General features: G+C 57.4%; 10 protein-coding genes. 4 read left to right on the top strand and 6 right to left on the bottom strand.

All coding sequences use genetic code 11. The features are described from left to right. Window positions 1-26: 26 nt before the first annotated feature. Window positions 27-1,052, bottom strand: coding sequence for a LacI family DNA-binding transcriptional regulator (locus tag ACIP8I_RS02965; RefSeq protein WP_400758524.1), 1,026 nt, complete (start codon window positions 1,050-1,052; stop codon window positions 27-29). 201 nt (window positions 1,053-1,253) lie between these two features. On the opposite strand from ACIP8I_RS02965, the gene ACIP8I_RS02960 reads away from it, so the two are divergent. The 3 genes from ACIP8I_RS02960 (at window position 1,254) to ACIP8I_RS02950 (ending at window position 6,559) form a co-directional block, all read left to right on the top strand. After that, the gene (locus tag ACIP8I_RS02960; protein WP_400758522.1) at window positions 1,254-2,048 is read left to right on the top strand and encodes a hypothetical protein; all 795 of its coding nucleotides are present in this window, start codon (window positions 1,254-1,256) and stop codon (window positions 2,046-2,048) included. A gap of 90 nt (window positions 2,049-2,138) precedes the next feature. Then, entirely contained in the window at window positions 2,139-4,106 is a 1,968-nt protein-coding gene (locus ACIP8I_RS02955) for a hypothetical protein (RefSeq protein WP_400758520.1), read from the top strand. Window positions 4,107-4,267: 161 nt separating this feature from the next. Beyond that, window positions 4,268-6,559, top strand: coding sequence for an autotransporter outer membrane beta-barrel domain-containing protein (locus ACIP8I_RS02950; RefSeq protein WP_400758518.1), 2,292 nt, complete (start codon window positions 4,268-4,270; stop codon window positions 6,557-6,559). Window positions 6,560-6,636: 77 nt separating this feature from the next. On the opposite strand, the gene ACIP8I_RS02945 is transcribed toward ACIP8I_RS02950, so the two are convergent. The 5 genes from ACIP8I_RS02945 to ACIP8I_RS02925 all read right to left on the bottom strand — a co-directional run bounded on the left by ACIP8I_RS02945 (window position 6,637) and on the right by ACIP8I_RS02925 (window position 13,576). Next, window positions 6,637-7,143: a hypothetical protein gene (locus tag ACIP8I_RS02945; protein ID WP_400758516.1), complete on the bottom strand. Its 507-nt coding sequence runs from the start codon at window positions 7,141-7,143 to the stop codon at window positions 6,637-6,639. Window positions 7,144-7,313: 170 nt separating this feature from the next. After that, window positions 7,314-7,955: a DUF1345 domain-containing protein gene (locus ACIP8I_RS02940; protein ID WP_102355174.1), complete on the bottom strand. Its 642-nt coding sequence runs from the start codon at window positions 7,953-7,955 to the stop codon at window positions 7,314-7,316. A gap of 310 nt (window positions 7,956-8,265) precedes the next feature. Beyond that, complete coding sequence (locus ACIP8I_RS02935; RefSeq protein WP_400758514.1) at window positions 8,266-9,105, bottom strand: hypothetical protein; 840 nt, start codon at window positions 9,103-9,105, stop codon at window positions 8,266-8,268. 199 nt (window positions 9,106-9,304) lie between these two features. Beyond that, window positions 9,305-12,403: a multidrug efflux RND transporter permease subunit gene (locus ACIP8I_RS02930; protein ID WP_400758512.1), complete on the bottom strand. Its 3,099-nt coding sequence runs from the start codon at window positions 12,401-12,403 to the stop codon at window positions 9,305-9,307. A gap of 15 nt (window positions 12,404-12,418) precedes the next feature. Further along, window positions 12,419-13,576, bottom strand: a complete 1,158-nt coding sequence (locus ACIP8I_RS02925; protein ID WP_400758510.1) for an efflux RND transporter periplasmic adaptor subunit — start codon at window positions 13,574-13,576, stop codon at window positions 12,419-12,421. A 278-nt stretch (window positions 13,577-13,854) separates the two neighbouring features. On the opposite strand from ACIP8I_RS02925, the gene ACIP8I_RS02920 reads away from it, so the two are divergent. Further along, window positions 13,855-14,556, top strand: coding sequence for a response regulator (locus tag ACIP8I_RS02920; RefSeq protein ID WP_400758508.1), 702 nt, complete (start codon window positions 13,855-13,857; stop codon window positions 14,554-14,556). Window positions 14,557-14,559 lie beyond the last annotated feature (3 nt).

Raw genomic sequence — 14,559 nt, 5'->3', positions numbered from 1 at the left:
GCCTGCTCGCGATGGCGCCATAAAAATCACCGCAAAGATCCTCGGGTAGACCCGCGCTCAACCAACACCGGCGCAAAATCCACCCTGCGCGCTACCTCGACATCCCCCCGCAAACGCTTGAGCAAACACTCAAACGCCCGCGCGCCAATCTCGCCCGTCGGCTGGGCGAGGGCGGTAATCCCGCTGCCCACCAACGGGTACCAATCCAGATCATCCAGGGCAATCAGCCCGACATCCTCGAACAACCGGCAACCGATTTCGCGCAAGGCCAGGGTGCAGGCCAGCGCCGCCACGCCGTTGGCGCAGAACAGGGCTTTAGGTCCGGTCGCTGGTGTGTTTAAAAAGGTTTGCAGATGAGTGGCGAGTGCGTCGTCGGTTTCCAGTACGGCGCCGGTCAACCCGGAGCGCCGGGCAATTTGCGCCTGAAAACTGCTGACTCGCTCGATCCGCGAACTGGTGCCGTCATACGGTTCGGTTACCAGCAGCACATCGCAATAGCCACGATGCTGAAGATGCTCCAGCGCCATCTCGATGGCTTGCGGGTTGTTCAGCCCGACCATGTCGCTGTCCAGGCCTTCCACCTTGCGGTCCACCAGTACCAACGGCATCTCGCGGTGCAGTTCGTGGAGTTCTTCACGGTGATGGCCGAGGGTGTTCACGATCAGCCCTTCGATGTTGTACGAGCGCAACAGCGCCAAATGCTGGCGCTCCTGCTCATCGTCGCGGTCGGTGTTGCATACCACCAGGCTGTAACCGTGCGCACGGCAGGCAGTTTCCACCCCGTGCATCACGGCAATAGAATAAGGGTTGCGGATATCGGCCACGAGCATGCCGATCAGGCGCGTACGGCCGCGCTTCAAGCCTCGGGCCATCTGATTGGGGCGGTAGCCGAGTTCGGCGATCGCCTGTTCGATGCGCAAGGCGATGGCATCGGAGAGCAGGGCGCGGTCGTCGCCGATGAAGCGCGAGACGCTGGCCTTGGAGACGCCGGCGCGTTCGGCGACATCAAGCATGGTCACGCGGCTGCGCTGGGCGGCGGAGAAGTCGTTCATGTAGGCGGGCCTTGTTTTTATACTGTGAAACCGGTTTCAGGAAACCTCATCAGCCGCGCTACGTCAACAGGGATATGCGGCGAGTGATCAGAAGAAATCTGACAGACGGTAGTTTTACCTGTCAGATCTGACAGTTGGTCGATGCCGAGAATTGGCGCCTAATTGATTCCAGTACCACTCTGGAAATCAACGGGGAATGACATGCCTGACAATATTCTCGTCTATGACGCTCCGCAGGTTCGTGGTATCCCGGAAAGCGACCCTGCCGGGAACATTCCGCCTGATCTCCTGCAGAATGGTATTGAGGTCATTATTCCTGTATGGCCGCAACAGTCGCCACCCGGAGAGCAAGACACTCTGATTGTTCGACTGACACGAAGCGGTGTTGTCGAGTTTACTTCTACAACGTTTTATACAACGCCTATTACAGCCCTCGAGATCATTATTCCCATTGGTCCAGAGTTTCTGATCAATGATGGCGTCGTGGAGCTGTCTTATGAGACACAAAACTTTGTGGGTAACCCGGCTTACTCTGATCCTCGAACTTTAACCATTAATCACACTCCCGTTCCGGTCAATCTGCCCGCGCCAGATTTCCCCGCAGCCAATATATGGGGGTATCTCAATTGCAGTTCCAACCCTCCAGTCTGGCACGGGATTGAGGTCAAGGTACCGCCACTGCCAGCTTTTTGTCAGATTGGTGATGTCTGTGCAGTGGAATGGTCCGGTTATTCAACTCTGAATGGCAGTGGAACTGTCATCCCGGGTACTTACAAACGAATCGACAAAACACTGTTGAGTGCGCAGGAAATTGCTGTCGGTTTTTCTATCACGGTAGAGCCATTTGTGCCGCATATAGAACCTATGAAAAAGGATGCATCGGGCAAGGCCGGTTATTCAATTTATCGTGGCTTCAGATTGATCGGGTCCTCAAACAGTGGAGTGGTCAAGATTGACCGGATAATTCCCGGTGAAAACTTGCCGTGCGGTCCTTGAAGGTATTGGTACAAAGCGTCAAACCCTAGCACCGACTTTCGCGTCTCGCCGGATAAGGTGCCTTTATGCATGAGAAACGGAGATCACGTCATGAACACCAGAGTAAGAAATACTGCCTTCAACAAACAGGTTCGGTTGCAAGGTAACGGCCCATCGAATTTGCCCGGTGCCACTATTGCCGACAGAATTCCTGGAGATGGGCGTATTCCGATTTCGAAGTTGAATGCAAACCTGCCGTATACGATTCCTCAGCCGCCTGACGAATTCGCGAACGATACGCTGGACGTCAATCTATACGTCAATGGTAGTACAACCCCTATCACGCTTTTACTCGATCATCCTCTGGGTCCAATTGCCAATCGCACCTGGCCCCTGCCGCTCGCGATACCACTGGCCCGACTTGTAGAGTTGCCAACACCGGAAACGCCCACCGAATATGACCTTGAATACATCATCTATGCCGGAGGTGCTAACCCGACTCACGCCGATATCACCCGATACCGCATCGACAAGACCAAGCCTTACCAGATCAAGTCACCAGCCTCGGACCTGTCGCCACCCGCGATCAATTTCCCCGCAGATTTGCCACCCAGTCAGGAGATCGATGATGCCTATCTGGGCGCCCACCCTGGCGGTATCGACGTCAGAATCACGCTCGCAACGTTCAATGCCGAAGCGACAGACGTTTGTGATATCTACTTTGGCATCTCGAACGATCCGGCCTATGCCACACCCGTTCTGCGAGATGTGACTGTTCCGGCGAGCGGGCTAATCAACATTCCTCTCAGTATTCTCAATGCTCTGAAGGATGGGGTGAATGAGCTGAGATTCATAGTCAAGGATCTGGTGGGCAATATCAGTCACAGGTCAAGACAAAACACGCGAGTGGTCCGGCACCTTGCTCCCCCTGTGCCGGAGAAACCTGGTGTTCCGCTGGCAGATGGCACGGATGGCGATACCCTGATTGATGTGGCGGATTGCATGCTTGGGGTCACTGTCGAAGTGCCCGTTCCCCAGCCCAGCGCGCCTTCCGACTCCATCCGGGTATATTGGGGCAAAACGCAAGCAGGTTCCGAGCAGCTTGTGGGCACCAATACGACGCTGGTCTTTCCGGTGGATTACGCAATCATCAAAGCAGAATACGGTGTCACTGACGTGCCTGTCCCAACTAATGTCCGTTACGAAATGTTCCGGGGAGCTGGCGCGCCGATTGCCACGGAAGACACCGATATCGAAGTCGATATCTTCCAGGATGGCCCCGACAATCCCGATGAGCCGAGCGACGTCAACCCGAACTTTGCTTTGCCACGACTGGTTTCTTCTCAAGGCGTCGATAACATCCTCGACGATAACGACCATGGCAAGCATGCGGAAATCTTCGTACAACTCTATGACGCTCCTCCTGCCGAAACCGCGCTGTCAGTCACCGTGTTTTATGACGATGTAGCGTTAACGCCGGATATCCTGTTGCAGCCTGGCGATGAGGGAACGGAACTGGGGCCTGTTGTGGTGCCATGGAGTGTTATCGAGTTGAAACAAAACGCAACTATCAAGATCAAGTGGAAACTTTCCCGGATTGGCGGGAACAACCCGGTATTTTCGAGAGAACAGGATGTTGTTGTAGACATCACAAAAATCGACTTGCCAGCCCCGGTGGTAAACGGTCTGTTCAGGGGCCGGATTTCCTGCGGGACATTGAACTTCCCGCCGAATGGGGATGGTACTACTCGACGCAATCTCAAAGTGACTGTGCCGCAAAGTCCTTCAATGGTTATCGGGCGTTCAGTGACTTTGACTTGGGAAGGGTTCTCGGATGAAAACGCTACCGTTCCCATTCCGGGAACCCGCGTGCAAGTTGTTGACAGACCGGTTCCAGATCCTGTTGCAGATATGGAGTTCGAAATCGGCGTATACGCAACTCATCTGAAACCTGTGTCAGGAGGCTGGGGCAAACTGACCTACACGATCTCCAGCGTTATACCGGAATCGACACCTGCCATTCACGAAGTATTCCTGGTCAATAACGATGGTGAATATTGTGAAGAAGTCAGTCCTTGATTGACGTGTGAATCAATGGGGGCGTGTATTCGTTTCACGCCCTCATGTTCACATCTGCGTTTTGATCTTCGTGTGCATTGAGTTATCGCTCATGAGAAAAGGATAAGTCCTACAGATAACAAAGTAATTGCTCTATAGCCTTGCACCCCTTCAGAAACGAGATGCCGGGCATCTCGTCGTATTCGATCGTTTATTTTTCGGAGCAGGTGACCAGTATGTATTTACGTTCGTTCCGTGGCTTTTCATTGAAAGGACTGTGCTTGCCATTTCTTGTGATTTCTTCCTTTGCCAGTGCAGCACCCGTAGTAGGGGGCACCGCGAACGTCAATACAGGAGATGCCATCGAACGCTGGGATCTCACTCAAAATGCCACGCTGAACGTCAACAATGCCGAGACCCTGGCAATCACCGCCAACCGCTCGACGGTGAATGTCAACGCTGGTAGCCGAACTCAGGGTATCAGTGCCACCAACAACTCGACGGTGAATCTGAGCGGCGCCAACCTGTCGAGCGTGGGTGCCCGAGCGGGTTTGCAGCTTGTCTCAAGTCTGGGCAACGTCGACAACAGCACGATCAATGCGGACAGAATCGGTCTGTCGGCGGCGCGCGTGTTCGGCACGCAGGCGGGCTCGACAGCCAATATCACCAATAACAGCATCATCACCGGCGTGACCGCTGGCGCCCTGGCCACCTCCCACAGCCTGATCAATGTCGTCGACTCGACCCTTGAGGGAACCGGCCCTTCGGGTTATGGCTTGTGGCTGCAGAGTGCTGATGCCGTTGCCAGAAACAGTACCCTCACGGGCGCTCAGAACGGTGTCTTCATCGCGCTGGATGTAACAGGTGTAGCACCCGCCACGTTGAATCTGGACAACACCACTGTTCAGGGTAAAAACGGTTCTGCCATTCTGGTGGATTTCGCTAATGTCGAGCGGACCACCGCGACATTGACACTTTCCAACTCCAGACTTCTGGCGGGCAATAACACCTTGGTTGAGGTCAGGGGCGGTTCCGATGTTTCAATGACCGTCAACAGCAGTACACTCAATGGCGATATCGTGACGGAGGCGGGCAGCACGTTCGGGCTGACCTTGCAGAACAATTCGGTGCTGACTGGCCGGCTTGGAAACGTGGCCAACGCCACGATCAACGACAACTCACAATGGGTGCTGGTGGATAACAGCCAGGTCGGAAATCTTGTGCTCAATGGTGGCTCGGTCAAGTTCGGGGCAGACAACGCGTTCTATCAACTGGATGTGACCAATCTGTCCGGCAACGGCCATTTCATCATGGGTACCGATCTGGCGACCGGCCAGACCGATTTGCTCAACGTCACCGGCACGGCCAGCGGTTCGCACGAATTGCTCATTGCCAGCAGCGGTACGGAACCGCCTGCGGGTCAGCCAGTGACGGTGGTCAAGACCAACGGTGGCTCCGCACAATTTTCGCTGCAGGGCAATGTCGTCGATCAAGGCGCGTATTCCTACGCCTTGGCCAAGAGTGGCAACGACTGGATTCTTGACCCGACCTCTCGCATTGTCAGCCCGGGCGCACGCTCGGTACTGGCACTGTTCAATACGCCTCTGCCGACCTGGTATGGCGAGCTGACCTCGTTGCGCAGCCGGATGGGTGAGTTGCGTTTCAATGGAGGGCAGGGCGGCGCCTGGGGGCGGACCTATGGCAATCAATATCAGATCGCTGACGGATCCGGTGTCGGCTACCGGCAGAGTCAGGTGGGGTTCACCCTGGGGGCTGACACCACCCTGCCGGTAGGGGACGGTCAGTGGCTGGTTGGTGTGATGGGCGGCCACAGCAAGTCCGACCTCGATCTGAATGCGGGCACGTCGGGTAATGTCGACAGTTACTACCTGGGCACTTACGCCACCTGGCTGGATGCAAACAGCGGTTATTACGCCGATGCCGTGTTGAAAGTGAACCGGTTTCGCAACGAAGCGAAGGTCAGCCTGAGCGACGGCGCCCGGGCCAAAGGCGACTATGACAACACGGGGGTCGGTGGATCGGTGGAATTCGGTCGGCACATCAAGCTTGACGACGGTTATTTCGTCGAGCCCTTCACCAAGTGGTCGGCCGTGGTCATTCAGGGCAAGGACTTTTCGCTGGACAACGATTTGCAGGCAGACGGTGGCCGCGCACGTTCACTCCTCGGTGAAGCGGGTGTGACGGCGGGTCGCAATTTCAAACTGAACAATGACGTTGAAGTGCAACCTTATCTGCGGGTGGGTGGCGGCTATGAGTTCGCCAAAAACAACGAAGTGAAGGTCAATGACAACGTGTTCAAGAACGATCTTTCCGGGGCACGGGGAATGGTCGGAGCCGGTGTCGCGGCATCGGTATCGAAAAACCTGCAAATGCATGCCGACTATGAATACAGCGACGGCAAGAACTTCCGTCAACCCGCCGGATTGACCCTGGGCTTGCGATACACGTTCTGATCGGCATACTGGAAATTAGAAAAGGAGGCTTCGGCCTCCTTTTCTTTTAGATGCCTAACCGGCCTGGCGTCGATCAATCAGCATGGGCCCCTGCGGGATGACGGTGGACGCGGAATTCGCCGCATAGGTGGTGTTGGCAGGGCTTCAAAGTTGACGTGCAGATTGACGGTTCTAATTGTGTCCTCATCCCGATTTTCGAGTGTGGCGTTAATAATGCCACTGAAAATGGACTTATCAGCGTCGAATGCGAGTTCAGCTATTCCATTGTTGTTGGTATAGGAGATTGGTGTACCCGGTGTAGAACTATCGACAAAAATTACCTGGACGCTAGGAGAGCCAGGAAGCAATGCATATCTGTCGTTCGCGAGACCCTTGGTAAAAGAAACCGTGACTTCCTTGGTTTTATAATCCGGGGCTGCCCCCCGCTGTATGGCCTGCATGACATGTGCCTCACCATGAGGCGGGGGGTAGGTCGCCTCAGACAGTATTACCATGCCGGCCTCGTAAGGCTCGGTTCCATTGATTGTTCCTTTACATGTGCCTGCCATCACTGATTGGTATGACACTTTTGCTAATGCGTTCATAAATCCAGCCTCCGCTGTCATGACAAAGGATATCTCGCCATTCAATACAGGCGGGATAGCCTATGAGATGCCAGCCAGGCGAAGCTGTAAACTGTCAGACTTTACAGGTATACATCGCCATTTTTATGTGATTTTTTATTGGCGTCGATTCTTGTGTTTGTGAATGACCTTCAACCAAACAACCCTGCCGCAATATTGATCGAGAAGCCCAGAATCGCCGTGTTGAACACAAACCCGATCAATGACTGTGCCAGTACGATCTTGCGAATGTCGCGAGTGGCGACGCCGACATCGGCCGTCTGTACCGCGACCCCGATGGTGAACGAGAAATACAGGAAGTCCCAGTAATTGGGTGTTGTCAGGCCCTCGGCAAAGCGCAGTGCCGGCTCCTTGCCGTCCCAGGTGTAAAACAGCCGGGCGTAGTGCACGCTGAAAATCACCCCGATCACCAGCCACGAACCTACGACGGTGAGGGCGGTGAACGCGTAATGCAGAAGTTTGCGATGGGTATCCAGATCTTTGGTGCCGGCCAGCTCCAGGGTGATGGCGGCCAGGCTGGCCAACGCCGCGATACACACCACGAACAATACCAGCCCGGCGTTTTCGTCTTCGATGACGGCGATACGTTTGACGTCCGGCGCCTTCGCCCGAACGGTCAACCAGAACATCAGGATCAGGTAGGTCCAGACGCCGGCATTCCAGCCAATCAGTATTTTGCTGATGATCGAATCGGCAGGGACCAGCAGGCCGGTGGCAAGGCCCACCAGAGCGGCGGCGGACAGGCGAGGGTGGGTGCGGGCGAGAAAGCGCATGAGGACTCACAGTGATGATCAATCCCGGAACCTTAGCGCACGCAGCAGTGCTTTTGTAGGAGCTGACGTTTTGGAGCGCTTCATCACCACCACAACGAACAACGGCACCACTGTGTGACAGGCTTGTGATTCGAGTGGCGCTCGTCCAACTGTTCGGGCTTAGGGGCCAGAGTAGAAAGGTGGATGGCAGCTTTGCTCCCACTCGTGCTTCAAGCACCGCGGACTCACAGCTTGCCATCCACCCCTCTCACCCCAGAGTTTATTCCCTTACTCAGACACAAGCGGGCTTGCTCCCACGGGGCGGTGGTTGTCAGACCTCGATATTGAATTCACCCTTTGCGTTTACCTCATTTTCCAAGCTATCGCGGAACTGCGCATCAAACGTGCCGGTGATCAGTTTCTCGGTGGGGTCGGCGGTAAAATTCAGCTTTCCGGACGTTGAGATGTAAAGCTCACCTTTGGACGAGTTGTGAACGATGTACACCTCATCTTTTTTCGACAGATCAAACTCCCCAGCTTTCAAGTCGCCCATGATGAAAATGGTGTAGCGAATCTGAATATCGGAACCCTGCGCAGCTCTCACTTCAAGATAGGGCGGGATAATCGGCGACGGCTGATGTTTCGTGATGCTCAACTTATCGGCTTTGAACTCGCCAAGTCCGCCATTGGCGGTGAAGGTGCCTGTCGCTACGTATTGCTTGTTTTGTACCGAGTCAGTAATGCCGGTCAGATCAAAAATGCCTTTGATAATGTCCAGCTGCTCTCCAAGGGAGCTGATTTTGAAGTGATACTCGCCGTACATACGAGCGGTTTTCCAGTCGTAGTGAATTTTGATCTCGCCGGAACGCGCCGGGTGAACAGGACCTCCCCAACTGGAGAAACGGGCGTAAATGGCCTCGGTATTCCCGCCGATCTGCAGGACGTTCTCCTCGCCGTCATTCGAAATAGTGTCGGGAACCCTCAGCGTTATGAGGTGCTGTGGTTTGTCATTTTGCTGATCTTGCCCGTCCTCGTTTTCATCGTGAACGGCGCGGATCCAGAACCGATTTTCGAACTGGGAGATTGCCCAGTCTCTGTTCGCTTTGAATGTATGGGGATGGGTGCCTTCAATAACTGCACTCATATGCTGCTCGTTGGTTTTATCGTTCATGATTGCTGTCCTTGGCCCTGAAGCCGCTGTTGCTTCACTGATCAGTCAGTGGCGTTTCAGGGTAAGGGTGCGGGATATTCTGCATAACTGTCAGAGTTGACAGGTGTTGTCTTTCAGCGGGAAAGGCGAGGGGGATGTGAACACTGAGTTGACCCTTCGAATGACACTGTGGGAGCGGGCAAGCCCGCTCCCACAGGGATCAGTGGTGTTTGGTGAAGCGTTGCACGAGCTTCATCACCACCACGAAAAACAACGGCACAAAGATCACCGCCAGCGTTGCCGTGATCATCCCGCCGATCACCCCGGTGCCGATGGCTTGCTGGCTCGCCGAACTGGCGCCGGTGGCGATGGCCAACGGCACCACGCCCAGGATGAACGCCAGCGAGGTCATGACGATCGGGCGCAGACGCAGGCGCGCTGCCTGCAACGTCGCATCGATCAGGTCGTGTCCCTCGTCATACAGGCTCTTGGCGAATTCGATGATCAGGATCGCGTTCTTCGCCGACAGACCGATGATGGTAATCAGCCCGACCTTGAAGAACACGTCGTTGGGCATCCCGCGCAAGGTCACCGCCAGCACTGCGCCGAGCACGCCCAGCGGCACCACCAGCAGCACCGAGGTCGGAATCGACCAGCTCTCGTAAAGTGCCGCCAGGCACAGGAACACGATCAGCAGCGACAGACCGAGCAGAATCGGTGCCTGGCTGCCGGACAACCGTTCCTGCAGTGAAAGCCCGGTCCATTCCTGACCCAGACCTTTCGGCCCTTGAGCGACCAGCCGTTCAATCTCCGCCATGGCCTCACCGGTGCTGTGGCCTGGCGACGGTTCGCCGGAAATCGCAATCGCCGGATAACCGTTATAACGGGTCAGTTGCGCCGGGCCTTGCGTCCATTTGGCCTGAACGAACGCCGACAGCGGCACCATGTGCCCGGCGTTATTGCGCACGTGCATTTTCAGCAGGTCATCGACCTGACTGCGCTGATCGCCTTCGGCCTGTACCACCACCCGCTGCATGCGCCCCTGATTGGGGAAGTCGTTGATGTAGGAGGAACCCACGGCGGTGGACAACACACTGCCGATGTCAGCGAACGACACGCCCAGCGCATTGGCCTGCTTGCGGTCTACTTCCAGTTGCACCTGCGGCGCTTCGGCCAGCGCGCTTTCGCGCACATTCATCAGCACCGGGCTTTTCTCGGCGGCGGCGAGCAGTTCAGTGCGCGCCTGCATCAATGTCGCGTGACCGAGACCGCCGCGATCCTGCAGGCGGAATTCGAAGCCGCTGGACGTACCGAGGCCGTCTACGGGCGGTGGCAGCACCGAGAACGCCATCGCGTCCTTGATCTGGCTCAGGGCGATGTTGGCGCGGTCGGCAATCGAGCTTGCCGCGTCATCGCTGCTGCGCTGCGACCAGTCTTTCAACGTGGAAAAGGCCAGCGCCGCGTTCTGCCCGCTACCAGAGAAGCTGAAGCCGAGAATCACCACACTGTCACTGATACCGGGCTCGCCAGCGTTATGCGCTTCAAGTTGCTCGGCGACCTGCACCGTACGGTTCTTGGTGGCCCCGGGTGGCAGTTGAATGTCGGTGATGGTGTAACCCTGATCCTCGACCGGCAGGAACGAGGAGGGCAGACGTGCAAAGCACAAGCCCATACCGATCAGCAGCACGCCGTAGATCAACAGATATCGCCCGCTGCGCTTCAGCGCGTAACCGACCCAGCCTTGATAGCGGTCGGTCAGTTGCTCGAAGCGGCGGTTGAACCAGCCGAAGAAGCCGCTTTTCTCATGGTGCTCACCCTTGGCAATCGGCTTGAGCAGCGTGGCGCACAGTGCAGGCGTCAGAGTCAGGGCAAGGAACGCCGAGAACAGGATCGAGGTCGCCATCGACAAAGAGAACTGCCGGTAAATCACGCCCACCGAACCCTGCATGAACGCCATCGGAATGAACACCGCCACCAGCACAAGGGTGATGCCGATGATCGCGCCGGTAATCTGCTTCATGGCCTTGCGCGTCGCCTCTTTCGGCGACAAGCCTTCAGTGGCCATGATCCGCTCGACGTTTTCCACCACGACGATGGCGTCGTCCACCAGAATGCCGATGGCCAGCACCATGCCGAACATGGTCAGCACGTTGATCGAGAAACCCAGCGCCAGCATGGTGGCGAACGTGCCCATCAGCGCCACCGGCACCACCAGCGTCGGAATCAGCGTGTAGCGGATGTTCTGCAGGAACAGGAACATCACCGCAAACACCAGCAGCATCGCCTCGCCCAAGGTGTAAACCACTTTGGTGATCGAGACTTTGACGAACGGCGAGGTGTCGTACGGTATCTTGTATTCGACGCCGGTCGGGAAGTAGCGCGACAGTTCGTCCATCTTCGCCCGGATCAAGGTGGCGGTCGCCAGCGCATTGGCTCCCGGCGCCAATTGCACGCCGACGGCGGTGGACGGCTTGCCGTTCAGGCGCGTGCCGAACTGGTATTCCTGACTGCCGACTTCGACCCGCGCCACATCGCCGATGCGCACGGTGGAGCCGTCGGGGTTGGCCTTGAGCACGATGTCGGCGAATTCTTCCGGAGTCGACAACTGACCCTTGACCAAAATGGTCGCGGTGATTTCCTGCGAGGACGGATTGGGCAAATCGCCAATACTGCCCGCCGAAACCTGCGCGTTCTGCGCGACGATGGCGGTGTTGACGTCGGCCGGGGTCAGGTTGAAACCGATCAGCTTCTGCGGATCGATCCAGATCCGCATCGCGCGTTCGGCGCCGTACAGCTGCGCCTTGCCGACGCCGTCGATGCGCTTGATCTCGTTCATCACGTTGCGCGCCAGATAATCACTGAGTGCCACGTCATCGAGTTTGCCGTCGCTGGAGGTCAGGGTGATCAGCAGCAGAAAGCCGGCAGAGACTTTCTCCACCTGCAAACCTTGCTGGTTGACCGCTTGCGGCAGGCGCGATTCGACCACTTTGAGGCGGTTCTGCACATCGACCTGCGCCAGCTCCGGGTTGGTGCCCGGCTGGAAGGTGGCTTTGATCGTCGCGCTGCCGAGGCTGCTCTGCGATTCGAAGTACAGCAGGTGATCGGCGCCGTTGAGCTCTTCCTCGATCAGGCTGACCACGCTTTCATCGACGGTCTGTGCCGATGCGCCGGGGTACACGGCGTAGATTTCGATCTGCGGCGGGGCGACGTCGGGGTACTGCGCCACCGGCAATTGCGGGATGGCCAGCGCACCGGCCAACAGGATGAACAGGGCGACAACCCAGGCGAACACCGGGCGATCGATAAAGAACTGCGGCATATGAAAGCGTCCTGCTTACTGACCAGAGGTCTGGGCAAGTGGAAGAGGGGTGTCGTCGATCTGCACTGTTTCGCCGGGACGGGCGTGCTGCAGGCCTTCGGTGACAATGCGGTCGCCGGGCTTGAGGCCGCCGGTGACGATCCAGCGATCGTTTTGCACTGCGCCCAGTTGCACCGGTTGCTGCGCCACGCGCATCTGCTGGTCGATGGTCAGCACCTGAGCGATACCGGCGCTGTCACGCTGCACCGCACGTTGCGGTACGGTGATGCCGTTCTGCACGGTGGCTTGTTGCAGGCGTACGCGGATGAAGCTGCCCGGCAGCAGGTCGAGGTCAGGATTGGGGAACTCGCTGCGCAGAATGATCTGGCCGGTGCCCGGATCGACGCTGATGTCGCTGAACAGCAACTTGCCCGGTAACGGGTAGAGGCTGCCGTCATCCTGAATCAGTGTGGCCTTGACCTGATCCTGACCGACTTCCTGCAACTGCCCGGAACGGAAGGCGCGGCGCAATTCATTGAGTTCACGGGTCGACTGGGTGAGATCGGCGTAGATCGGGTTGAGCTGCTGAATCAGTGCCAATGGCGTGGTTTCGTTCTGTCCGACCAGCGCACCTTCAGTGACCAATGCACGGCCGACCCTCCCGGAAATCGGCGCGGTGACGGTGGCGTAGCCGAGGTTCAGCTTCGCCCGTTCTACCGCAGCTTTATTGGCTGCCACGTCGGCGGCGGTTTGCCGGGCATTGGCGCGGGCATTGTCGTAATCCTGGGCGCTGATCGCCTTGTCGTCGATCAACTGCGCGTAGCGTTGCTCCTGCAACTTCGCCTGGAAGGCGTTGGCCTCGGCTTTGCGCAGCGCGGCTTCGGCGCTGTCCAGGTCAGCCTTGAACGGTGCCGGGTCGATGCGGAACAGCACGTCGCCCTTTTTCACGTCGCTGCCTTCACGGAACGAGCGTTGCAGCACCACGCCGGCCACTCGGGCACGTACTTCGGCGATGCGTGGCGCGGCGATCCGCCCGCTCAGTTCGCTGCTGATCGACAGAGGGCGGGCCTCGATGGTCTCGATGCGCACAGTGGCCGGCGGCGCTTCTTCTTCGGCCTTCGAGGACGAATCACAGGCGCTCAGCAACAGCGCAACGGCGATGAGGCCGAGCCCGGCCAGCAGATTTTTCGACATGTACTACCCCCAATATTGAAGCCCGCATCCTAAGGCCAGACGCCGAGGGTAGCGGTGAAGCTTTGTAGGCGCTGTGTGAAATTGTGTAAGGGTTTTACTCAGGGACGGGTGTGGGCGTATATCCTTTACGCCTTGAAATTTATTGCGACAGATAAACCGCCATCGCGAGCAGGCGAAGGCCTACATTGGAACTGTGTCAGACACGAACCTTGTAGGAGTGAGCCTCGCTCGCGATGAGGCCCAAACAGTCGCCACAGCACTTTCCTGGAACACCCCCAATGCCCAACATCCTCCTGGTCGAAGACGACACCGCCCTCGCCGAATTGATTTCCAGCTATCTGGAGCGCAACGGTTATTCCGTCTGCGTGATCGGCCGTGGCGACCACGTGCGTGAACGGGCGCGGATCAATCCGCCGGATCTGGTGATTCTCGACCTGATGCTGCCCGGTCTCGACGGCCTGCAGGTCTGCCGCTTGCTGCGGGCCGATTCGGCGACGCTGCCGATCCTGATGCTGACCGCCCGCGATGACAGTCACGATCAGGTACTGGGCCTGGAAATGGGCGCAGACGATTACGTCACCAAACCGTGCGAGCCACGGGTTCTGCTGGCACGAGTGCGTACTTTGTTGCGGCGCAGCAGCCTCGGTGAACCGATGACGGTCAATGACCGGATCGTCATGGGCAATCTGTGCATCGACCTGTCCGAGCGCACCGTGACCTGGCGCGATCAACCGGTGGAGCTGTCCAGCGGCGAATACAATTTGCTGGTGGTCCTGGCCCGACACGCCGGGGAGGTGCTGAGCCGCGATCAGATCCTCCAGCGCTTGCGCGGCATTGAGTTCAACGGCACCGATCGTTCGGTGGACGTGGCGATTTCCAAGCTGCGGCGCAAGTTCGACGATCACGCCGGCGAGGCGCGCAAGATCAAGACCGTATGGGGCAAGGGCTACCTGTTCAGCCGCTCCGAGTGGGAATGCTGAGCT

It is taken from the genome of Pseudomonas sp. NPDC088414 (assembly GCF_044753325.1).
In the GTDB taxonomy this organism is placed as follows: Bacteria; Pseudomonadota; Gammaproteobacteria; order Pseudomonadales; family Pseudomonadaceae; genus Aquipseudomonas.
Note: the sequence above shows the minus strand (reverse complement) of the source record. Positions and strands in the feature narration are given on the sequence as shown.